Origin of the sequence: Segatella copri (assembly GCF_019249765.2) — a bacterium.
Taxonomy (GTDB): domain Bacteria; phylum Bacteroidota; class Bacteroidia; order Bacteroidales; family Bacteroidaceae; genus Prevotella; species Prevotella copri_K.
In genome coordinates this window covers 1,793,996-1,819,163 of record NZ_CP152484.1, presented here as the reverse complement: position 1 = coordinate 1,819,163, position 25,168 = coordinate 1,793,996, and the positions used below count along the sequence as shown (strand labels likewise).

Here is a 25,168-nt window from a genome sequence, read left to right as displayed (position 1 = left end):
CTTTTGTTGTTTTTATGTTGATTGTTAACTGTTTCCGCCTCATTTTAGTAGAGGACGTGTGTTTGCGCTAACGTTTTTAGCGTAAGCCGCTGGAGACTGCCGAGCGCCTACTATCGTAAGGTGTGGGGGCGGGTAAGGTTGTGTTTACTTTCTGGTTGTTGATATGGCATTAAGTTGATACTTGGTCGCAGATACCTGGCATCTCGACCGATTGTTAATAATTATAGCATACCACAGCTCGCTTAGGAGTTCTCCTAAGCTTCCGAAACACCTTTTCTTCATAAAGTCGAGGTGATTGCTGTTAATATGCTTCATTTTTTTCATAATTTCAAAATTTCGTGCAAAGGTAATAAAAAACATTCAAATAACCAAATAAAAAGTGAGCGTTATGACGCTCACTTTAATTTAATGTTTATTATACCAATATTACATTTTCGTAACTACTCAGCACCCCTATAGAAAACTTCTCGTTAATAAAGCATAAACTTGATTTTGCTTATTTTCTTCATCATTACAAACTTTTTAATGATTGAGTCGATGAGGACGTAGGCTGTTTAAAACAGTTCATTTAACGAGTTCTTTTCCGATGATGCCTCCAACATGTCTCCTTTGTCTATTATCGCCTTTCAACAGATTCTCTGCCAGGAGATGCGTTTTTGCATTCCCCGTAAGTCAAAAGTCTGCGTTAATGGATGTAAATCGTGATTTTGCCATGTGGAGAAAAATGCTTATCTTTGCACCAAAAAAATGGCAAGCGACTGTACTGACATAGATGTTGTTTTGCGCCAGATAAACCAGCGTCTGCGCAAACTTGAGAAGTCCGACTCCGAGAAGACTGAGGAGATCGGACGCCTCAACCGTGTCATTAACCAGAAGGACGTGGAGATACATAATCTAAAGACAGAACTTGCTTCCACAAAGGCAGAACTTGCCGTTGCTAAAGAGCGCATCAAGGAACTCGAGGGAGCTGATGACGATACATCAAGTACACCAGGAAAGCCCGAGAAAAACAGCAGTAACAGCAGTATCCCTCCATCCCAAGAAAGTATCGCTTCCCGTGAGCTGCGCAGGACAAAGTCTCTTCGCAAGCCAAGCGGAAAGCCGAGCGGTGGACAGCCTGGCCACAAGGGTCACACACTGCAGACTATAGCAGAACCAGACGTAATTGTAAAGCACGAACCAGTCTATTGTAAATGCTGTGGTCGGCTCTTGATTGATATACCATGCCAGAAGATCCGTAAGACACAAATTGTTGATATCAAGGTGGTCGTAGAGACCTGCGAGGAACAGTATTACGAGAAGGTCTGTGAATGCGGTTGCGTAAACAACTGCGAAGCTCCCAACTGTCGTATCAAGTATGGTGACAACCTCCGTGCACTGGTGACATACCTTAATGTAGTGCAGTGTATTCCGTTCAAAAGGATTGCAGAACTTATATCCGACCTGTCCGGCCAGAATATAAGTGAGGGTACAGTGCAGAACATACTCAAAGAGAATAGCGGCAAGGCAGACTGTGCATATGAGGAAATACGCAAGAGGCTGGAAACAGCGTCTGTCGTAGGAGCCGATGAAACTGGTGCTACGGTAGGAAAGCATCTGCATTGGAACTGGATATTCCAGAACGACCTGCTTACATACGTGTTCCAGTCAGAATCGCGAGGTCAGAAGGCCATAGATTCCAGGTTTCCAAAGGGACTTCCCTATTCGACACTTGTGACTGACAGACATCAGAGCTACTTCAAGATGAATGTTAAGGACCATCAGGTCTGCCTGGCTCATCTTCTTAGGAATGCAGAGTATCTGAACGAACTGGATCCAAACCAGAACTGGTCACGGAGATTCATCCATCTGATAGAACACTCTATAAATCTCAGAAGAGAGGACAACATTACCTCTAGAAAGATAAAGGTACTGAAGACAAAGATGAAGAACCTCTTGGGTGAAAGCCTCACGCATTTAGATAACGAGTTTGAGAAATTCAAGAGGGGTATCCTTAAAGTCAAAGACTACCTATTTACCTTTCTCTCCAATCCAAGTGTGCCTTACGAGAACAATGCCAGTGAGCGGGGAGTTAGGAAAATCAAGATAAAGCAGAAAGTCAGCGGTTGCTTCCGAACAGACAGCGGTGCCGATGATTTTGCCAAGTTGCACTCCATTGCTGAAACTGCTATGAAGAACGGAAATTCTAAATTCAATGCAATTCTTGCTGTAGTACAACAGTAAGACGATTACTCATGCCCATAGGGGTGCTGAGTAGTTACACATTTTCTGCAATTTCTTGAGATATTCAGAAGGAATCTCCCCATATTCAGCCTTGAAACACCGGCGGAAATAAGCCACACTATTCATACCTACCATAAAGGAGATCTCACTGATGCTATACTTACCCTCCAGAAGCAAATGCTCGGCATACTGCATCTTATACTTGCGGATATATTCGTTGGTAGATATACCCGTGAGCGCCTTCATCTTGCGATAGAGCGTACTGGTACTTACCGCCAAGTTACTGGCAATCAAGTTAACATCCACATCACCACTGATATTCTCTTCTATCAGCTTATTCAACTTGTCAAAGAATTCCTGATCTACCTTATTGAGCGATTCCCTCAACTGTTCTTTCTTCCGTGCCAAATTGGTTTCCTTCGATTCCTGTATCAGCATCTTGTCACGCCGACGCTGCTGCAAGAGGTTAAGGATTCGGCTACGCAAGAGCAAATGCGTGAAAGGTTTGGTGATATACGAATCGGCACCCGAATCATAGCCCTTCTCCTTGGCTTCGAAAGAATCCTTCGCCGTAAGAAGAATGATAGGAATATGACTCGTGCGTATATCTTTCTTCAAGGCCCTGCACATGGCATTGCCATCCATATTTGGCATCATGACATCTGAAATGATTACATCAGGCACCTTATTCAATGCCAAAGCCAATCCTTCCCGACCATCACCAGCCTTCAACACATCAAACTCGTCAATAAACGATTCTGCCACATAGTCGAGTATCTCCCTATTGTCCTCTACCACGAGGAGCAACGGTTTGCCATTCTCCACACTGAGCACAGCTTCCTCCAAATTGAGGACACCAGATGCAGTATCATTACCCTGCAATTTAGCAGAAGCATTCTCATCACCTCGCAAGGCATCGGGATAAATTTCATTCTCATCCAGAGTGACGATGAAACTGGTACCCTGCTCCAGATTGCTTTCTACCTTCACTTCACCATGATGCAGGGTCACCAACTTCTTGACCAGTGAGAGACCGATACCTGTGCCGGAAGCCTGATGGGGTCCATTCTCCTGATAATAGCGATCGAAAATATGCGGCAATGCCGTTGCAGAGATGCCATGGCCCGTATCACTCACCGTGATATCTACCAGATGACGTTCCCCGCTGCGACGACGCTCCACACTGATATCAATATTACCCTGATCGGTATATTTGATGGCATTCGATACCAGATTATCCAAGATAATGGCGATGACCTCCTTGTCGATATACATCATAATCGGATTCTCTGGAGCCACAAACTTGATGGCTACGTCAGGCTTCTGTGCCAATTCCTCGTACTTCAAAGAAACCTCATGCACGGCATCCACCACGTTTGCCTTCACTACACGAAGCTGACGGTTGTCGGTCTCCGTCTTTCTGAATTCCAATATCTGCGTAATCAGTTCGTTCAATCTCACCGCACTCTGATATATCACCGCCAGCTTATGCTTCACGGCCTTCGTAATATCCGACGAATGCGAGATGTCATCGAGCGGACCGAGAATCAGCGTAAGTGGCGTGCGAAGTTCGTGAGTGATATTAGTAAAGAAGCGCAGGCGTTCCTCGTTGAGTTTCTGTTCCTTCTCATGGTTCACCTTTTCTGCTTTCAACTCGAATTTCAAGCGGAGATGACGCTGATATATTCTCAAAGCCAGATACACTATCGCCAAAACGAATAAGGTATAGCACAACTTAGCCCACCATGAAAGCCAGAACGGAGGCCGAACGATGATGGTAAACTCGGCTATTTCAGAAGACCATGGCTGGTTATGAAAGCGAGCTCGTACCTGCAACTGATAGGTTCCTGATGGAATATCACGTAAAGTAATGGTTCCATTCTGTGCTGTAATCCAATCATTCTGCAAACCAGAAAGCATATAGCTATACTCCACATAGTTCTCCATGGCAAAGTTCTTCACGGTAAAATTTATCGCAAAGGAATTTTCATCATACGCCAACGAGATATGGTTGCGTATGGCAAGATTGATGACACTATCAGTCTGCTCTATTCCACGAATCAGCCGCAACGAAGTTATAATCGTTTTAGGCGCTCGGTTGACAGACAAGACTTGTCTTGGCAGGAAACAGCATAATCCCTGAGTCGAACCAAAATAGATAACACCTTGCTCGGAACGAGCCACACTGCCATCGTTAAAATTAGCCTTAACGACATTATCTTTCTCATTAAAATTGATAAACCTACCAGCTTGTCCTGCCTTTAAGCAACTGATACCACGATTGGTGCTCATCCAAATGTTGTGCATCTCATCTTCTATAATGGCACGCACATGGATATTGCTCATTCCCTGTCTCTGGTCATAAATCACGTGTCTATCCTGATGCTTTACATCAAAGCAGATGGCTCCCTCGTTGGTAGCTGCCCAAATACGACCTTGGGAATCACGCATCAGTTGATTCACTGCGTTGGAAGGAATATATTCTTTTTCACCCTTAGTTGAATTAAACGACTTGATCCGCTTCATTTGAGGCGAAAACACCTCAATGCCAATGCCGAAATAGCCCACCCAGACTCTATGCTGTGCATCCATACAGATGGCACGTACCATATCATTGCCAAGATGATAATTATTTACCACCTTCATCCGCTTGATATCAACCACATAGATGCCATGAGCGGTACCTATCCACATCTGCTGCTTGTCATCTTCATAGAAACATCTGACATCTTCATGCGCATCTGGCAAAACCTTGCGGAAACCTCCCCCCCCCGCCATCTTTACGGTAGCACCCTGAAAGAAAGATCCAAACCACAAATTACCATTGCTATCTCGAGTTGCAGCTGCCACGATACTGCCACCTTCATGTTCATAGGTAGCCAATCGTTTTTTTTCTGGCGAGAAGACATTCAGTCCTTTACCATCAGTACCTACCCATAGCTGCCCATCCTTATCGAAAACCAATCCCATCACAGATTTCTCCGTAAGTCGTTCCAGCTGATCAGGAACACCAGCCCGAATGGTACTGAATGGTGCAACAGATTGAGTCAGGAAATTGATGCCGCTACCATAAAATCCTGCCCATACATTATTATATTTATCTAGCAATAGGCTTCGCACACTATTACCCGTAAGATTAAATTCTTCCAACCCCTCGCTGATGAAAGAACATGGAATTTGAGTACTTGCAGTAAATGATTTGTTGGCAACATCCAATACAGCTATACCCATCTGCTCGGTTGCTACAAGCATATTACCATTCGGCAATTCACAGAAATCAAAAATACGATGATTCTTGATGGTTTGATCCGCCACATGCAGAAATCGCTGGCTAAGTGGGTCGTAAATATCTATACCCATATTAGTACCGATCCATATCGTTCCTTTTTTGTCGCGATACAGACAAATTACCTCATTACCCGAAATAGAGTAGATGTCTTGGGCGTTGTGCTTAAAATTCCGGGCAGTTAAATGTTGGGTATCCATGATGGATAATCCACTCTTGACATGTCCCACCAAAAGATTGCCATTTCCCAAATCGAGCACACACCACAATTGGTTATCAGGCAAACCTTGCACTCTATCTTTATCAAAATGCACAAACCTGCCGGTTTCGGGATCAAACAGTTCTACACCTTTCCAATAGGTGGTAATCCAGAGTTTACCATTGGCAGAGGGTGTGATATGCGTAATATCATTCGTTGCGATGCTGGAAGGATTCTTGCCGTCATGCTTATAGCTATGCCATTCTTCTGTTTGATAGTTAAAGGAATTGAGACCATCATTCTTGGTTCCAATCCAGACAACAGGTTTCTTGGCATCATCAATCACACAGTTCAACTCACTACTGGATATGCCCTTTCTGTCTCTTTGCTTGTAATAGGTAAAGAAGCTATTACCATCAAACCGATTCAATCCTTCTTCGGTAGCAAACCAAAGAAAGCCATATTTATCTTGCGCTATGCTTACAACATAATTGCACGATAAGCCCTGCTCCAAGTCCAATGGTCTTACCTGATACTTCTGAGCCAAGGCAACAATATGCCCCATCAAACAGATGAAGACCACCCAAAGTGTCTTTTTTATTTCTATCATATTCATCGAAGGTATATGGTTTTTAATTTTCAATTTGCTGCAAAATTAACAAAAAACGCCAAAAATCGGGCAAAAACAAGCAAAAAAACGAGAAAAACAGAGGCACAAATCCTTCACTGCACGATTTATGCCCCCTTTTGAATGATTTTTCTCCATTAATTCCTAATAATCGCCGTACATTTGCAACCGAATAAACAACACGCAAGTTGTTCAACTAACACAAAGTTACTCAACTAACGCATAATAAACAAAACAACAAATATAAATAACTAAAAAGAATGTCTTATGGCACATCAACCATTTAATCTAAAGAATGTCCTTTTATGGGCTGCAATTGCTTTGGGTGGATTCACATTCCAGGCATGCAGTAACGATGATGATTATCCTACAGTGGATGGTCAGAATCCAACGATTTCATTAACATCAGACCTGATTCATGCAGAACCAGGACGTACCTTCAACATCACAGGTAAGATTAGCGATGCCGACGGTATCAAGTCTATCCGACTCAAGAACGAGGGAATGCTCCTCGACAAGACCATCAACCTGCTCGACATCTACAAAGATTCCCTGCTCCATGAGTATAATCTCGACTATGCTTATACTCCTGCAGACGACTGGACCGACAACTCCAGCTTTCCATTGGAAGTGACCGTTGAAGACGTGGTGGGAAAAGTATCAACAGCCAACATCACCATCAAGGGTGACGGCGACTTTACCTTCCCGGTATTCACAGTAGCACCATCTAATAAGGTGAACGTGATGAAGGAAGACCCAATATTCCTGCTCAATGTTGCCGTATCCGACAACAAGTCGTTGAAGAAGTTGGTCATTGATATTCCTGGCATCAACAAGCACGACGAGGTAACACTCTCTGGTACCGAGTACGAATACAGCGAGGAATATACATTCCCATCAGAAGATGCCGATTACGAGATGAGCATCAAGGTGTATGACAGTATGGACAACATGACCGAGCAGAAGAGCACCATCATCGTCAGCGACTTGGTTGACTTTGAGAAGATGTATCTTGCAGATGTCAACTCAGCAGCAGAACTGACAAGCGATGTTTATGGTGTACCAATGCTGGTTGATCACGTAGGCGAATTCCAGTATCGTGCCCGCTACTACAACCAGAAGCCAGGCACAGGCATACGCTTCATTCCACAGAAGACTGATTTCGTTCCTCTCTGCTTCGGTGTTGACGAGAAGACAGGTTTGCTCACCCGCAAGGCTAGCGATGCAAAGCCTATCATCTTGGAAAAGGTGGGTTACTACGAAATCAACTTCAACATCATCACAGGTGAATACAAGGTAGAGGAATATACTCCTACAACCAAGAAGATGCCCCTCAACGGTTCTACCACGATTGACTTCAACGACGGTTCTGGCGCACAGCCTGCACAGATTTGTCTAGCAGGTAAGGGTTACTTGCCAGAGGGAGCCGGCGAATGGACAACCAATCAGAACGCAGGTGCATTCATCTTGAATCAGGACGAGAACAACCCATATCGCCTCTATCGCGAAATGAACCTCAAGGCAGGTGATGAAATTGAATTCACCATCAGCCAGACTCACTGGTGGGGTTGGTGGCCAGAGCCTTACTGGCGCTTCGATGGTTCGGATGAGAACGAGGCCAACAAGCTCAACGGCGGTGACAACATGAAAGCGGTAAGGGTTCCTGCTACAGGAAAGTACCTCTTCGAGTTCGACTACGCTCTCTTGCGTTCTCGCATCATCTCTATCAAATAGTATAACACGTGTGAAAGAACAGTCATCTAGAATATTAGAAACATTGTAATATGAACAAGAAATATATCATAGCAGCCATGGCAACCAGTTTCGCCCTCAATATGAACGCTCAGAGCGTGAAAGTGACGGGTAATGTCGTGGACAGCAACAACGAACCAGTTATTGGAGCATACATCAAGGTGAAAGGTAGCAACAGAGGTGCTGTTACCGACCTGGATGGTCATTATACCATCGATGCCGACAAGAACGCTACCCTTGTTATCTCATACGTAGGTATGGCAAACCAGGAAGAAAAGGTTGGCAACCGTTCACAGATCAACTTTGTGCTGAAGGACGATGCCAACGACTTGAACGAGGTGGTTGTCATCGGTTATGGTCAGGTAAAGAAGGGCGACCTCACCAGTTCTATCTCAGCCATCAAGGGCGACAAGCTGGAAAAGCTCTCTACCGGTAACGTGATGAACGCCCTTCAGGGTCAGGTGAACGGTGTACAGATCAGTGGCGCCGGTGGTCCTGGTGCTTCTCCTCGTGTCATCATCCGTGGTGTCACTACCGTGAATGGTTCTGATCCTCTCTACGTTGTAGATGGTATGCCTGTAGGTACCAACATCAACTTCCTCAACCAGAACGACATTGAGAGCATGCAGGTATTGAAGGATGCCTCTGCATCAGCTATCTATGGTACCCGTGCTTCGAATGGTGTGATTTTGATCACCACCAAAAAAGGCAAGAAGGGAGATGCCAAATTCAATGTCACAGCCACCGTAGGTCTCCAAACATTGAAGAAGCAGAATATGGCAGACTCTCAGGAATACAAGAAAGTGTTTGATGCTCGTTATACCAATGATGGCAACGTTTCTCCTTTCAAGGGAAGCGCTGATACCTATACAGACTGGTGGAAAGAATGTATCAACGATGTAGCCGTACAGCAGAACTACGACATCTCTTTCTCTGGCGGTAACGACAAGATGATCTACTCTGGAAGCATCGGGTACTACAAGCAGGATTCTCAGTACAAGGTAGGTCAGTGGCAGAAACTCTCTGCACGTTTCTCTACCGAATACAATTTCAATAAGATTGTCAAGGCTGGTGTTGACTTCACTCCTCGCTACGAGCAGTGGGATGACACCCCAGGACTGATGAGTGCCATCATGGCGATGGATCCAACTACTCCAGTGATGCGACCAAAAAGCGAATGGACCAGCAATCCATACAGCAACTATGACCGTTCGCACAACAACCAGGAATGGAACCCAGTGGCTTCTATGGCACGTATGGACTCTGGTGCTAGCGAATATGGATTGCTCGCAACTCCATACGTAAGTCTCACCCCAATCAAGGGATTGACCATCAAATCAGCATTCGGCTTGAACGCCCGCTTCCGCAGAACCGATTCGTTCAACGTTAACTTCTTCATCGACAACCTGGAGCAGAACCAGAACAACAATGCTACCAGAAAGATGGAGAACTGGGTGGACTGGAACTGGACCAACACAGTGAACTACATGACAACCCTCAACAAGAAACACAACATCAACTTGATGGGCGGTTACACTATGGAGCGCTTCCAGGACTACTGGGCTAATGCTTACTCAGAGAACATTCCAAATAATGATGAGTCTCTGCGCTACCCTAGTTCAGGAACCAAGAACCCGGCAGCTACGGGTACCGACAGCTTCACTTCGCTGGTATCTTACCTGGGACGTGTAATGTACAACTACGCAGAGAAGTACTACCTCACAGCATCTATCCGTGTGGATGGTTCTTCCAAGTTCTCCAAGGACAACAAATGGGCTACCTTCCCATCTGTATCTGGAGCTTATCGCCTTACCGGCGAGGAGTTCATGAAGAACCAGAAGGTGTTTGATGACATCAAGATCCGTGCTGGTTGGGGTAAGGTTGGTAACCAGAACATCGACAACTCGGCATATCTCAGCTCTATCGGTACAACAACCTATGTATTCGGTGGAACTCCAAACCGCATCATCGGTTCTACTGTGAGCGGTATCGGAAACACTAACCTGAAGTGGGAAACCGTGGAGGACTGGAACGTGGGGCTTGACCTTGCTCTTCTCCAGAGCCGCCTGAAGATTACAGCGGATTACTTCGAGAAGACATCTCACGATATGCTGATGAAAAAAGACAACCTCCTCATCCTCGGTTACCCAATGTGGAACGGACAGATGTGGGAGAACGTAGGTAAAATGAAGGCATCTGGTTGGGAACTTGGTATCAACTGGAACGACCAAATCCAGGACTTCACCTACGGCGTAGGTCTGAATCTTTCTCAGGTGAAGAACAAGGCAGTGAAACTGAATGGTGACTACATCTGGACAGGTGGATTCAGTGGCGACTACATCGTTCGCAATGCCGAGGGCGAATCTCTCAGCCAGTTCTGGGGTTACAAGACAGCAGGTATCTTCCAGAACGAGACAGAAGTGAAGTCATACACCAACGAGCATGGCGAGTCATTGCAGCCAAATGCCAAGCCAGGTGACCTCCGCTTCGTGGATTTGAATAATGATGGCGTTATCGACAGCAACGATAAGACTCATATCGGTAATCCATTCCCAGACCTCATGGTAGGTTTGAACCTGAATGCGGCATACAAGGGCTTCGACCTCGTAGCCAACTTCTACGGAACCTTCGGCAACGACATCTTCAACAAGAACATCGGTCGCTATGCAGGAACCGACGGTCAGAATGTATATGCCGGCACTTACGACAAGACCTGGAGAACCGACAACACAGGTGCAGAATACCCTCGCCTCTCTGTCAACGATTCCAACATGAACTACAAGCGAGTAAGCGACTTCTTCGTAGAGGATGGTTCTTACTTCCGCTGCAAGTTGCTCCAGATTGGTTACACCTTGCCTAAGCAGTGGTTCAACAACAAGCTGAACTTGCGTTTGTCATTCTCAGCTCAGAACCTCTTTACCATCACCAACTACTCTGGTGCAGATCCAGAAGCAGCATCAATGGGTAAAAGTGTAACAGAGGCAGGTATCGACTACACAGGTTATCCTAACCCACGTACCTTCCTCTTCGGTTTGAACATGAGCTTCTAATCGCAGGGAATATACATTATTATAATATATGTAATCATTAAAATAAGAAACAAGATTATGAAAAGATATATCATAGGTTTGACCTTGGCTTCTGCCTTGACTATGGGCTTGACATCTTGCTCCGACTTCCTTGAGGAGCCTATCCGCGGTCAGCAGGATATGGAGAACTACTTCACCACCGAGGAAGAATGTGAAAAGCAGATTACCGGTTGCTACAACTTCATCGCATGTGATGACTGGTGGCAGATTTACAAATTCTACAACCTCTGCAACATTACCACCGATGATTGCTGGATGGGTAACACCACACAGGACCCGGGTGAATATAGAGCAGCAGCCATGTTTACCGGCAACACCATCGACTTGGGTAATGCTGTACAGAACTTCTGGCAGTATCGCTACAAGGGTATCACCCAGTGCAACATCGCCATCGAAAAGATTGCACAACTGAAATTCAACGACGAGAAGTATCAGAAGCGACTGATTGCCGAGGCTAAGTTCCTCCGCGGTTTCTACTACTTCGAACTGGTGAAGAACTTTGGCGGTGTACCATTGGTAATGTCACTCAAGATGCCTTCTGAGGTTCAGGGTATCACCCGAGCTACCAGCGCAGAAACCTACGCTCAGATTGAGCAGGACTTCAAGGATGCCCTCGCCGATCTTCCAAAGAAGGCAGAGCTATCTGCCAACGACATCGGTCGTGCTACCAGCGGTGCTGCCAAGGGTATGTTGGCAAAGGCATATCTCTACCAGGGTAAGTATGCTGAAGCTGAGCCTATCCTGCAGGAACTCACCTGCCGTGGCTCTCATGCCAGCGGAACACCGGAATATGAACTGATGGATGACTTTAGCCAGGTTTGGAACATCGACTATAACAATGGCAAGGAGAGTCTCTTCGAGATTCAGACCAGTGATGATACCCAGTATTCTCTGGGTGAGCGCTACTCTGTCTTGGTTGGTTCACGTGACGACGCTGGTTGGGCATGGGGTCTTCCTACCAGCAACCTGGAAAAGGCTTTCAAGGATGCAGGAGACGAGATTCGACTTCGCTATACCATCCTTCACGATGGACAGACAGAAGTTCCTGGTGACCCAACATGGAATGAGGACAACCCATACGTGATTTCAGCCAGCAAGCATAAGTCTGGCCGTTGCAACATGAAGCTCTTCATCCCAGTGAACAGGCGCCCTAGTCCATACGATGCACCTCACAATCCATTGAACATCCGCTTGCTCCGCTATGCAGAGGTATTGCTGATGTATGCAGAGACAGAGAATGCTCTCAATCACGACAGTGAGGCACAGTGGGCACTCAACAAGGTACGCCAGCGTGTTCAACTTCCAGAAGTTACCGCCACAGGTACAGCCCTTCGTGATGCTATCCGCACCGAGCGCCGTCTGGAGCTGGCACTTGAGGGGACCCGCCTCGACGACCTGCGCCGCTGGAAGATGGATGATGGAAAGACAATGATGGAACACGTATTCGGTCCTAACGGTACTTTCGTGAAGTACAACATGGAGGAATCTACCGACCCATACGAGACCACCAACCAGCAGGAGAACAGCAACGAGGGTATCAACTTCCAGGCACCTCGCGACCTTCTCTTCGCCATCCCTAACTCAGAAATTACCATGAGTAACGGAACCATCAAGCAGAACGAAGGTTACAACTAAAATATCAAAGGGGCAGGACAAATCTCTTGTCCTGCCCCTTTTCTTTCATAAAAATATTGTTATCCATACACTTTAATTATATATAAAGCCTCAGCAAATGAAAAAAACATCCATCTTCAGCCTCACAGCTGCCTTGATGATGACTGCCAACTTATATGCGCAATCATCATATAAGGTCACCGTAAACCCCAACATCTGCTATCAGACCATAGCAGACTTCGGATCAAGCGACTGTTGGACAGCCGATTTTGTGGGCAAATATTTCAGTGATGCAGAAAAAGAGAAATCGGCGAAATGGCTCTTCAGCCAGGAAATGGATGCCGATGGTAACCCAGAAGGCATCGGTCTCTCAATGTGGCGCGTAAACCTGGGTGCCGGTTCAGCAGAACAAGGCAGCCAAAGCGGCATCGAAGACATCACCCGACGTGGCTACTGCTATCTAGATGCCAATGGCAACTACGACTGGACCAAGTCGGCAGGTCAACAATACTTCATGCAGCAAGCCAAGAAATATGGAGTAGATCATTTTCTGCTCTTCTCCAATTCAGCCCCAGTACAGTTTACCAAAAACGGCAAGGCATGCGCCAACAAGGGTGTGAGCGGAAGCAATCTCGCAGACAATCACTATGCCGACTTTGCCAAATTCCTCACGACAACAACCAAACACTTCACCGACAAAGGCTACAACATAACCCTCATTGATCCGGTAAACGAGCCACAATACGATTGGACTGAAGGTCAGGAAGGTTCACCATGGACCAACGAGTGCATCGCCAAGCTCGCCCGAGAGTTGGACAAAAGCATTACCGACCAGGGACTCTCTGCCCAGATACTCCTGCCGGAAGCCTGCCAATGGAAGGCACTCTATCAAGACGGAACCGAGAAGAGAGCCAACAACCAGATAGAGGCTTTCTTCAATACCAGCAACAGCAGCACCTACATCGGCGACTTGAAAAACCTGAAAAGAGCCATCGCTGGTCATAGCTACTGGACCTTCGGCACGAATGCCGACCTGAAGGACATCCGTCAGAACGTATGGAACAAGGCTCAGGAATACAATCTCGATGTATATCAAACCGAATGGAGCATGCTCGATAAGGAGCCATCCACTTCAGCAGGTTTCCCTTCCAGTTACGATGCAGCCAGCTATATGGACATCTCGCTCTATATGGGTAAGCTTATCCACTGCGATCTCACCTACGGCAATATGGCATCATGGAGCTACTGGACCTCTTTCGCACAAGAGAAATGGGGACAGAAGAACCGCTTCTATCTCTTGCGAATGAATACCCAGGGCGATAACAACAACGAGAGCTATGGTGATATCCAGAACGGCGGTACCATCACCGACAACAGTAACCTCTGGGTACTCGGCAACTACAGCCGTTTCATCCGCCCTGGTTACAAGCGTATCGACCATATCACCAATAAGGAAGAAAATCTCAATAAGCTTCTGGGATCTGCCTATCTTTCTCCAGATGGCAAACGAATCGTTTTAGTATATGTAAACATGATGGCATCACAAAACAGTGTACGCATCAACATTGAGGGACAGAAGGCAGCCAAGGATATCAACGTTTACCGCACATCTGCGAAAGAAAACCTGAAGCACATCAAGAGCAGTTTCAGTCTGGATAAGCTGATTGCCATCCCAACCAAGAGCGTTGTAACCATCGTGATTGATTTCGAAGATGCCATCAATACTGGCATTAGCCATATCAAGGCAGATAAGGCCGGTAGCAATGACATCTACAGCATCGAGGGCAAATTGGTTCGCAAACATGCAGATTCTACAGAAGGACTCGCCAAGGGTATCTATATCCAAAACGGAAAGAAATTCGTGATAAAATAACAGCAAGGGCATCCATCTGCTTTTGAACAACTCATCAAACATAAAATTCTATTATGGCACATAATTATATGAAATACGGTGCTTTATCTGCATTGCTCATCGCCAGCATCAACATGCAGGCAGCACAGGAAGGAACAACCCGTTATACCATCCTTACCCAAAGCCCGGAGCAGCACATCCAGCACTTCGGTGCCAGCGATGCATGGAGTATGCAGTTTCTCGGTCTATGGTCAGAGAAACAGCAGGAGCAGATTGCCGACTGGCTCTTCTCTACCGAGAATGATGCCTTAGGCAAACCTAAAGGCATCGGCTTGTCTATCTGGCGATTCAATCTGGGAGCCGGAAGCGAGGAACAGGGAGAGGCTTCGCAGATTCAGCCGGGCACAAGAACCCAATGCTTTCTCAATGCTGACGGCACCTACGACTGGAGCAAACAGGCTGGACAGCGCAAGTTTCTCAAGCTCGCCAAGCAGAGAGGTGTGCCTTATTTCCTCGCCTTCTGCAACTCAGCACCCGTGTTCTATACCAAGAACGGACTCGCAACCAACACAGGGCGCGGCGGCACCATCAATCTGAAGGATGATTGCTACGGCAAATTCGGAAAGTTCATCGCCACATCTCTCAAAGGCATCGAAGAGCACGATGGCATCCACTTCAACTACATCAGCCCTATCAACGAGCCGGATGGACATTGGAACTGGACAGGACCGAAGCAGGAAGGAACCCCAGCCACCAACCGCGAGTTTGCCAAGGTGGCAAAGGAGGTAAGCAAAGCATTGGTAAAAAACAAGCTCAACACCGAGATTCTCATCAATGAGTCGAGCGACTATCGCTGCATGCTTGGCACCCACATGGCCGACTGGCAGCGAGGCTACGAAATCAACTCCTTCTTCACCAAGGACAGTACGCAGACCTATCTGGGCAAGACCAAGCAACTCCTCCCTCTCATCGGTGCTCATAGCTACTGGACCAATACCCCTATCCCATACATGAGAGAAATCAGAATGAAGATTAGGGAAGCATGTAAGCAGAAGAACATCAAGTTCTGGCAAACAGAACTCTGCATCATGGGCAACGACGAGGAGATTGGCGGCGGAACTCCTTACGACTTCTCGATGAAGACAGCCCTCTATGTGGCTCGTGTCATCCATCATGACCTGGTATATGCCAATGCCGAGAGCTGGAGCTGGTGGCGTTCTGCAGGCGGTGACTACCGTGATGGACTCATCCGCATATACAGCAAGGATGGATGGAAGAGCGGCTGGGCAGTAGATTCCAAGTTGATGTGGGCACTCGGCAACTATTCCCGCTTTATCCGTCCAGGTGCCCAGCGCTTCGATATCGCTACAACTTCTGCCGACGGAAAGCAGATAGAGGAAGGCTACAACGACCCTTACGGAGTAATGTGTTCTGCCTATCAGAATGCCAACGGCAAATGGGTGATTGTGGCAATCAACTATTCTGAGGATGTGAAGCCTGTCAACTTCCAACTCGATAATCATGAGCAGAAAAACTGGCAGATGTATCGTACCAGTGACATCTCTTCCGAGAGTTTAGCGCCTATTGGAAGTTGCGATGGAACCACGCAGTTGGCTCCACGAAGCATTACGACTTTTATGCAAAAATGATTGAAATAGTCCCTTTTTAACGAAAAATCCCCTTTATTGAACGATTTTTATCCTTCATAAAGGAGATTTTCCGTTATCTTTGCAAATGTTTTATCAAGAATACTAAAAAATAAGTATAATGACAGTAACAACTTCAATCAAGACATTAGCCTTTGCCTCACTATTGGCACTGGCACCGGCTCAGATGATGGCGGCACAAAAAGGTGGCACCTTCACTACTGGCGACAAGACATTCCTTCTCAATGGCAAACCTTTCGTGGTTAAGGCTGCCGAGTTGCACTACCCTCGTATTCCTCGTGCCTACTGGGAGCATCGCATCAAGATGTGCAAGGCTCTTGGCATGAATACCGTTTGCCTCTATGTGTTCTGGAATATCCATGAGCAGGAGGAAGGCAAATTCGACTTCACTGGCAATAACGATGTGGCTGCTTTCTGCCGCCTCGCCCAGAAGAACGGCATGTATGTCATCGTTCGCCCAGGTCCATACGTTTGTGCAGAATGGGAAATGGGTGGTCTGCCTTGGTGGCTCCTCAAGAAGAAGGATATCCGTCTGCGTGAGCAGGATCCTTACTTCATGCAGCGAGTAGAAATCTTCGAGAAGGAAGTGGGCAAGCAGCTGGCTCCACTCACCATCCAGAATGGTGGTCCTATCATCATGGTTCAGGTGGAGAACGAATATGGTTCTTACGGCAAGGACAAGCCATACGTAAGTGCCATCCGCGACATCGTCCGCAAGAGCGGATTTGATAAGGTAAGCCTCTTCCAATGCGACTGGTCATCCAACTTCCTGAACAATGGTCTCGATGACCTGACCTGGACCATGAACTTCGGTACGGGTGCCAACATCGACCAGCAGTTTAAGCGTCTCGGCGAGGTTCGTCCGAATGCTCCCAAGATGTGTTCAGAGTTCTGGAGCGGCTGGTTCGACAAGTGGGGAGCCCGCCACGAAACTCGCCCTGCCAAGGATATGGTAGAAGGAATGGACGAGATGCTGAGCAAAGGCATCAGCTTCTCTCTCTATATGACCCACGGCGGAACCAGCTTCGGCCATTGGGCAGGTGCCAACTCTCCTGGTTTCCAGCCAGACGTAACCAGCTATGATTACGATGCCCCTATCAACGAATGGGGATTGGCTACTCCTAAGTTCTACGAACTCCAGAAGATGATGGCGAAATACAACGACGGCAAGAAGTTGCCAGCCGTACCTAAGGCTCCGATGCAGATCATCAAGGTACCAGAGTTCAAGTTTACCGAATACAAGCCATTGAGCTATGGTATCGGAAAGGAGAAAGAAAGCAACGCTCCTCAGTGCTTCGAGGATATGGATATGGGATGGGGAACCATGGTTTACGAGACCCAGGTTCCAGCCATCGAAAGTACATCAACCCTTACCGGCGAGTTCCACGATTTTGCCCAGGTATATGTGAACGGAAAGTATGTAGGCAAGATTGACCGTGTAAAGAATGAGAAATCACTCGAATTGCCAGCCATGCCACAGGGTGCACAGCTCACCATCGTAGTAGAAGGTATGGGAAGAATCAACTTCGGTCGTGCTATCAAGGACTACAAGGGTATCATCGGCAACGTAACCATCACTACACAGAAAGAGGATTGCGAACTTGCCCTCACCCCTACCCGTTGGAACAACAGCAGCATCGCTGATGATTACCAGACTGCAGTCAAGGCACTCACCATGCCAACCAACAAGATGCGCGGTCTCCAGACCAAGGCGGGTTACTATCGCGGCTACTTCAACCTGAAGAAGGTGGGCGACACCTTTATTAATATGGAGGCATTCGGCAAGGGTCAGGTTTACGTCAACGGACATGCCCTCGGTCGCTTCTGGCAGATTGGTCCTCAGCAGACCTTATATCTTCCAGGCTGCTGGTTGAAGAAGGGCAAGAACGAGGTGATTGTTCTCGACGTTGTAGGTCCTAAGGGTGAAGCAGGAAAGTCAGGTTCTACCGTGGCTCCTACCGCTTTCTGCCAGGATCATCCGGAGCTCGACAAGCTGAATCTCGAAAAGAGCAACAAGCATAACGAGCCAGGTCATCGCATGGATCTCAATTCAGAGACTCCTGTATTGAAGGGCGAGTTCAAGGCTGGCAACGGCTGGCAGACCATCAAGCTCGACAAGCCTGTAACCGGTCGCTACTTCGCCATCCAGGCAGAAAGCAGCCAGAGCGGTGACAGCCAGATTGCCATCGCCGAGGTTTATCTGCAGGATGCACAGGGCAACCGCATCGACCGCAACAACTGGGTAGCCTTCTATGCCGACAGCGAGAAGGGCAACTCAACACTCGACAAGATGTTTGACTTGCAGGAGAGCACTTACTGGCAGACCGAGAAGGGTGCCAACTTCCCACACCTCGGCATCGTGGATATGGGCAAGGAAGTTACCATCTCTGCCTTCGAGTACTTGCCACGTGCCGAGCAGGGTGCTCCAGGCAGCGTGAAGGCATTCAAGCTCTATGTAAAGAAATAAATGAAAAGAGGGAGACGGAAAGTCTTCCTCTTTTTTTTATTTTGTTTTTTATATATTATTATTCTACAATGCTGCGTTAAATTAACATTTAATCGTCTGTAAATCAATAACTTATATTGAGAAATGCTTATGAAAACTTAACTGTAAAAAGTTGGTCAAGTCGCTGATTTTCAGTAACTTTGCAAATCACGACAAACGCAAAATTATATGAATACAGGACTTGACCAATATATGGATATCTTTAAAGATGCAGTTGAAGATTCGGCTGCAAAGTTAACAAAAAGTTTCGAGAAAATACTCATCGAGGTGATAATTTTGTTCATGGTAATACCAAGAAAGATAAATTTCACCCAAATGGGGAGGTATGGCTCGCATGTTGAGCAAACCTATCGCAACGCATTCGGCTTAAAAAAGTCGAAAAGCATTGACTGGCTCAAACTTAATGTCTCACTTGCCAAGCGCTTCTTTGGTAAACAGGGAAGATGGAGATGAAAGATATAGAAGGAACAGCTTATACTTTGATAGCCTATTCCAAGGCACTCAGGTGTAAAGTTAGACTTGTCATCTGGCAGATGCCGAATGGCAAGAAGAAACTATTCTTCTCTACAGACCCCTCACTTTCGGGTGAAGAGGTACTTCTTTATTATAGAACCAGGTTCCAGATCGAATTTTGCTTTCGTGACGCCAAAGGCTATACTGGTCTTATGGACTGCCAGGCTCGCGATAAGTGGAAACTCGATTTTGCTTTCAATGCTTCGTTCACATCACTAAATGTTGCCAAGGTAACTATGAAGGAGATGGGAATGGAATATTCTATGTCTTCATTCAAGTCACTGATGACCAACATTTATCTGGTGAAACGAATTTTTAAAGCAAGCGGGTACACCCCGAACCGAACTTTAATTAGCAAGATTTTCAAAGATCTCTCGTGCTTACAGCGTATAGCTGCTTAGCACATTATTGAATTATTAACGAACTATTGTAATAAATAAGCCGAAAAAAATAGGAGAAAAGATGATGTAAATGGATTCTTTTTTGTACTTTTGCACGCTAGAAGAAATAAAGTCAAATAAAGAAGATAATATGGCTGGATTATACGAACAAATCATAAACCAACTCTTCAAGGCAAAACTTGAAAAATATGATAGAAAAATATATCATATAGGAATGAAAGAAATTGGTCGCGATGAGGCGATTCAATATCTTTCACGTTATCTTTATGCCTTGATTCAGAGTACGATTGATGATGTGGCTCAGCAGGAGAATGGAGTAGAAAAGTGCATTCAGTTTACCAATGACGTGATAAAGGAGTTGGGCGAAAAGTTTGCCATCGAGAACTACGAGGATGATTTGGTAGATGCCAGCAACTCTATCCTGACAAGTGTCATTGATAAGACGAAGTGCGATTATCCTGATTTACAGAAGTATATACAGCGAATCACCCCTCTTACTTCGCTTACTAAAAGTAGTCTTTTTACAGGGGCAAAGAACTCTGTAAATATGATTAGCGAACTGAAGAAAGAAATCCTGTCTGCCGACAAGATTTATATCGTGGTTTCCTTTATACGTTTGTCCGGCTTGAATATGATGCTGCCCGAATTACAGGAGTTTGTGGCCCGTGGCGGATGTTTGAGAGTGATAACCACTACCTACATGCAGATTACGGAATATAAGGCTGTAGAGAAGCTTTCCAAACTGGCTCATACCGAAATCAAGATATCTTATCATAGTGATTTAGACCGCCTTCACGCCAAGGCGTATGTGTTTATGCGCGATAGTGGCTTCCATACGGCATATATTGGCTCTTCCAATATTTCTCATGCAGCATTGACCGAAGGCTTGGAGTGGAATGTGAAGGTAACTCAGATGGAATTGCCGCATATTTTCGCTACCGTTAAGAATACATTTGATACCTATTGGGAACAAGATGTATTCGAAACTTTCAATCTGAATCGGGATAGCGAGCGCTTGAAGAAGGCACTCGATAAGAACGCTCAAACTTCTGAAGGAATAGATTATTCGGTGCTCGATTTGATGCAAGCCAAAGAATATCAGAACGACATCCTTGACAGGCTGGAGAAGGAACGCCGTTACCATAATAACTGGCGAAACCTGGTGGTTGCTGCCACCGGTACCGGTAAAACAGTTATTGCCGCTTTCGACTATAAGCGTTTTAAGGAGCAGCATACAAAGGCTAATTTCCTTTTTGTGGTGCATCGTGAAGAGATTATCAAACAGGCTTGTGCTACCTATCGTGCGGTATTGGGAGATCCGAATTTCGGTGATATGTGGTATGGTGGACATGAAGCCTCTTCGTATTCGCATCTCTTTTCATCAAAGGATTTGCTGAATAACAGATTGGACAAGCTCCAGCTGCCAGATGATTATTATGACTATATCGTGTTTGATGAAGCTCATCATATCGTGGCAGATACCTATCAGAAGATTTTGCATAAGTTTAAGCCGAAGGTACTTTTGGGTCTTACCGCCACGCCTGAGCGAATGGATAACAACGATATTACCCAATACTTCTATCATCAGATTTCGGCAGAAATACGTTTGGATACTGCTCTGAATAATCGCCTGCTGTCTCCATTTCATTATTTCGGCATCACCGATTCTGTAGATTTGTCTGAGGTGAAATGGGAGCGAGGCAGATTCGTGGCTTCTGAGCTCTCCAAAATATATACCAACAACGATTTACGAACCAATATTATCTTCAAAACCTTAGAGAAATATTTGCCTAACTATAACGATGTTAGGGCTTTATGCTTCTGTGTAGACCAGCAGCATGCTAACTACATGAATGCCAAGTTTACCTTGGCTGGCTTGAAGTCTGCTGTTCTGACGAGCGAGAATTCTAAGTATAGAAGTGTCGAGATAAAACGTTTGGCAGAGAAGAAAATAAACTATCTTTTTGTAGTAGATATGTTTAACGAGGGTATCGATATTCCTGCGATAGATACAGTACTCTTCCTTCGTCCGACAGAGAGTTTGACCATCTTCCTGCAGCAGTTTGGTCGTGGTCTGAGAAAAGCAAAAGACAAGAAGTATCTTACGGTCTTGGATTTCGTAGGTCATTCTCGTGCCGAGTTCAATTATATGGATCGGTTCCGTGCGTTGATGGGACGAACATCCATGAGCGTGAAGGAAGAGGTGGAAAAGGATTTCCCTCATCTTCCTTTGGGCTGTACCATCCAGTTAGAGCCAAAGGCAAAGGAGTATATCATTCAGAATATCAATGGCTATATTAATAGTTTTAAGAAGACTAGAATCATTCAGACCATCAAGCAGTTTGAGCAGAAATTCAGCGAACCATTATCTCTTGCTTCTTTCCTCAGACTCACTCATGTGCCTCTGGAAAAGCTCTATAATGGCACAACCTGGAATAGCCTCTGCTGCCTGGCTGGAGTAACTGCTAAGGAGTCGGAACTTAACGCAGAATTATCTCGTGCCGTGAGCAAGAAATGGCTCTCTACCGATTCGTATTCTTACTTCAGTTTTATCCATGATTTGGCTGCTCGTCGTTTTAAGGTGAGCGAGGGATTGCTGACTCCAAGGGAGCAGAAGATGGCGTTGATGTTATATTATGATTTGTATATCTCTGCTGGTGAATATGATAGCTTGCAGCTGATGTTCAATAGGTTAAGCGAGGATGAGTTTTTTGCGGATGAGGTATGTCAGCTAACAGAGATATTGATGTCTCGCTGCAACGCATTGGAGCAGGATGATAATTCCGCTTTCAGAGATTCGTTCCCATTGAAACTTCACGGAGTGTATACCAAAGCGCAGATACAGGTAGCCATCGAGACTTCAACTTTGCAGAAAATGTCACCAAGCCGAGAGGGTTGCGAACGCAATACGCTGAATGGAATCCCTATGGAAGCGATGTTTGTAGATGTAATCAAGGATAGAGAAGAGGGCTCAAATACTAACTATAAGGACTTTGCCCAGACCGCTGTTAAGTTTCACTGGGAAACTCAAAACTCAGTCAGACAGGAATCGCCTACCGGTCAAAGTTATATAAAGGGTTCGCGAGAAATGCTGCTGTTTGTAAGAAAGCAGAGAAATGCTGCTGAAAACAAGTATCGTACCCTTGGATATGTTTATCTAGGCAAGGTTACTCTTGATAGTTTTGAGGGCAATAAGCCGATGCAGATTGTTTGGAATCTGAAGACTCCAATGCCTGGTTCTGTATACGAATATGCAGCAACTTTGGCAAATGTATAGTTTTAAATAGAAGATAAGAACAATGAAACATTATAATGTGGTTGCAGCCGTGGTTTGCCATGATGGCAAGTATCTCTGCATGCAGAAAGGCAAGACAAAGTTTGAATATACCAGCTATAAATGGGAGTTTCCTGGTGGCAAGATTGAGCCTGGTGAAACTCCTCAACAGGCGCTGGCTCGTGAGCTGATGGAGGAGATGGAGTATCCTGTAGAAGTAGGAGAGGAGTTGGTAACTGTGAATCACGAGTATCCTGATTTCTCAATAACCATGACTGCCTTTCTGTGTACGCCAAAAGGCGATGCTAATGGGTTTAAGAGGCGTGAGCACGCTGATAGCAAGTGGTGCAGCAAAGATGAGCTGAAAGGGCTCAACTGGGCTGCAGCAGATATTGATGTTGTGGAAGGTATCTTATAATACGCTAGTCAATCTTGCCGTTAGTTGATAAGGCAAATCCCTCTATATAGAATTTTTCCTTAACATCGTTTATGATAGCTTCTTTCTGCTCCTCGTTGGAGTCTTCTTTCTCGAACGCAAGTATCAGATAATCATTGGATTTCGTTGGCGAGAATATCTTGCCGATAAGCTTTCTGAAATTCCGGCTGACGAATTCTTCTACTTGTGTATCTTCTTTCGGCGTGAGGCGATAGAAGTCGTATCTTTCGTCCAGCATCTTCTGGATTTCATCACGGAACATCTTGCGAACCCGGTTTTTCCAGGCGAATTTCTGGTGCTCGTTATGACGGGCATACAGAGATACTACATAGAGGAAGTTGACATCGTAGTGGAAGACGAGAAGGGTGTCGCGGTCGAACAGGCGGTCGTTGAAATGCTGGGTGTTGAAGCACTTCTTTTCCCTGTCGGTTGACGAAATCTGGTCTGAGAAAGAGAGATTCTCTGCCATCTTTGCGCTGATGAAGAAGTTCGGAATGATGTTGTAGCCTTCCGTCAGGTCATCGCGAAGCTTAGGTACGTTGCCAAAATTACGCTTGTCGTATTGCAGTTCTTCATCGTCCTTATCGTCGTTCATAAAGAGGTTCAGGTTCCACTGGATGATGTTTCTGGCGTACGTAAACTGCTTATACACAGATTCTTTGCCGATGGAATGACCTAACTTGTAATACTTGCTGTCGCCGATGTAATAAACTGGCTCCTGATTTCTTGTTGTAATCAGGTTCTGGTAGCTGTACAGATGGTCTATGCGCTTGCCGTCAGCCTGTTCTTTCAGTCCGGCTGGAATGTTCTTCTCGCCTAGAAGTTCATCAATAATAGCCTCGAAAACGATATTGAAACTCTTAACCAGAAGATACTCCTTGCGTTCCTGCTGGATGTTCATGCGCTTGGCATTATCAAAGAAATCGTAGCATAGTTGCCAGAGGTGTAAAGCCTTGTCTGAGAAGTATTTATACTTAATCTGGAGCAGCCTGGTCTTTCCTAATCCATCCAGATAGGTCTTGAAACGATAGCCTGTTATCAGCTGGAAATTGCAGTTGATATGATTGGCAAAGCCGTATCTTTCGCTGATATAATTCAGGATGGAATAGAAGATAATCAGGAGTTCTTCATCAAAATTGATCTGCTTTTTCCTGTTGACAGGATGGGGATAAACAGGGCTGTTTTTGCTGATGATGGCACTCGTGGTGGCTATGGTCTTTGACCAATGAATGCGGTTGTAACCGGAATGGATGTTCTTCAGGATGAAGAAGATGAAATCCTGGTTATGCTTGTTGAAGTCGATGAGAGCCAGCAGAATATCGAGGAATGTGTTGTTGATTTGCCTGTTACTTTTACCGAGGCACGCTATTTTCTGGTGATAGACAATGCCGTTTCGGGTGGTATTGTTGTAAACCTCGATGGTGCGGTAAATCCAGACAGAGAACTCATAGATGAAGTCTTTCTCCTGTTGAGAGAGTGGGTTGTTCTGGTTCAGGTTGACGATGGTTTCCGGGGCGTATTTGCCGAATACCTTTTCGCCCTCTGGGGTGTCTTCGAGCAGTACTTTCGGCAAAATAAAGACGCAATCGTTGAGCTGGGTATTGTAGTAATACCCAACGTAGTTGATGCTGACGTTGCCGTCAATGTCCTGCATGGCGTCGATGCCGTGCAGAACATCCCTAATCTGTTCAGCCTGATACTGATGTTCTTCTATGAGGATTCTCATGT

The 25,168-nt window shown here is 45.8% G+C and carries 13 protein-coding genes; 11 read left to right on the top strand and 2 right to left on the bottom strand.

Going from position 1 to position 25,168, the window contains the following annotated elements:
- Nucleotides 1-747 precede the first annotated feature (747 nt).
- Nucleotides 748-2,223, top strand: a complete 1,476-nt coding sequence (tnpC, locus tag KUA46_RS08085; protein ID WP_434725783.1) for an IS66 family transposase — start codon at nt 748-750, stop codon at nt 2,221-2,223.
- 9 nt (nt 2,224-2,232) lie between these two features.
- Here tnpC and KUA46_RS08080 read toward each other — a convergent pair whose 3' ends face one another.
- Nucleotides 2,233-6,318, bottom strand: coding sequence for a hybrid sensor histidine kinase/response regulator transcription factor (locus tag KUA46_RS08080; RefSeq protein WP_256625092.1), 4,086 nt, complete (start codon nt 6,316-6,318; stop codon nt 2,233-2,235).
- 285 nt (nt 6,319-6,603) lie between these two features.
- Between KUA46_RS08080 and KUA46_RS08075 the strand changes: the two genes are divergently transcribed.
- The 10 genes from KUA46_RS08075 to KUA46_RS08030 all read left to right on the top strand — a co-directional run bounded on the left by KUA46_RS08075 (nt 6,604) and on the right by KUA46_RS08030 (nt 23,422).
- Nucleotides 6,604-8,070 (top strand): hypothetical protein, encoded by a 1,467-nt coding sequence (locus KUA46_RS08075; protein WP_256625091.1) that lies wholly within the window; start codon nt 6,604-6,606, stop codon nt 8,068-8,070.
- 50 nt (nt 8,071-8,120) lie between these two features.
- Nucleotides 8,121-11,138 (top strand): SusC/RagA family TonB-linked outer membrane protein, encoded by a 3,018-nt coding sequence (locus KUA46_RS08070; protein WP_117729485.1) that lies wholly within the window; start codon nt 8,121-8,123, stop codon nt 11,136-11,138.
- Nucleotides 11,139-11,195: 57 nt separating this feature from the next.
- Nucleotides 11,196-12,812 (top strand): RagB/SusD family nutrient uptake outer membrane protein, encoded by a 1,617-nt coding sequence (locus tag KUA46_RS08065; protein ID WP_117729487.1) that lies wholly within the window; start codon nt 11,196-11,198, stop codon nt 12,810-12,812.
- Nucleotides 12,813-12,909: 97 nt separating this feature from the next.
- On the top strand, nt 12,910-14,664 hold the full coding sequence (locus KUA46_RS08060; RefSeq protein WP_118200802.1) for a glycoside hydrolase: 1,755 nt from the start codon (nt 12,910-12,912) through the stop codon (nt 14,662-14,664).
- A gap of 68 nt (nt 14,665-14,732) precedes the next feature.
- Complete coding sequence (locus tag KUA46_RS08055; protein WP_194252361.1) at nt 14,733-16,292, top strand: glycoside hydrolase; 1,560 nt, start codon at nt 14,733-14,735, stop codon at nt 16,290-16,292.
- Between the two features lie 118 nt (nt 16,293-16,410).
- A complete protein-coding gene (locus KUA46_RS08050; protein ID WP_153079729.1) occupies nt 16,411-18,777 on the top strand; it encodes a beta-galactosidase in 2,367 nt (788 codons plus the stop codon).
- A 207-nt stretch (nt 18,778-18,984) separates the two neighbouring features.
- A complete protein-coding gene (locus tag KUA46_RS08045) occupies nt 18,985-19,269 on the top strand; it encodes a hypothetical protein (protein WP_228112419.1) in 285 nt (94 codons plus the stop codon).
- Entirely contained in the window at nt 19,266-19,730 is a 465-nt protein-coding gene (locus KUA46_RS08040; RefSeq protein ID WP_228113134.1) for a hypothetical protein, read from the top strand. The genes KUA46_RS08045 and KUA46_RS08040 overlap by 4 nt, the downstream gene beginning before the upstream one ends.
- Before the next feature lie 214 nt (nt 19,731-19,944).
- Entirely contained in the window at nt 19,945-23,007 is a 3,063-nt protein-coding gene (locus tag KUA46_RS08035; protein ID WP_218487729.1) for a DUF3427 domain-containing protein, read from the top strand.
- Nucleotides 23,008-23,029: 22 nt separating this feature from the next.
- On the top strand, nt 23,030-23,422 hold the full coding sequence (locus KUA46_RS08030) for a (deoxy)nucleoside triphosphate pyrophosphohydrolase (protein ID WP_118255918.1): 393 nt from the start codon (nt 23,030-23,032) through the stop codon (nt 23,420-23,422).
- Nucleotides 23,423-23,426: 4 nt separating this feature from the next.
- Here the strand turns inward: KUA46_RS08030 and KUA46_RS08025 are convergent, their stop codons facing one another.
- Nucleotides 23,427-25,166 carry an LlaJI family restriction endonuclease gene (locus KUA46_RS08025; protein WP_218487728.1) on the bottom strand — a complete coding sequence of 580 codons (1,740 nt, stop codon included), beginning with the start codon at nt 25,164-25,166 and terminating at the stop codon, nt 23,427-23,429.
- Nucleotides 25,167-25,168: the final 2 nt, after the last annotated feature.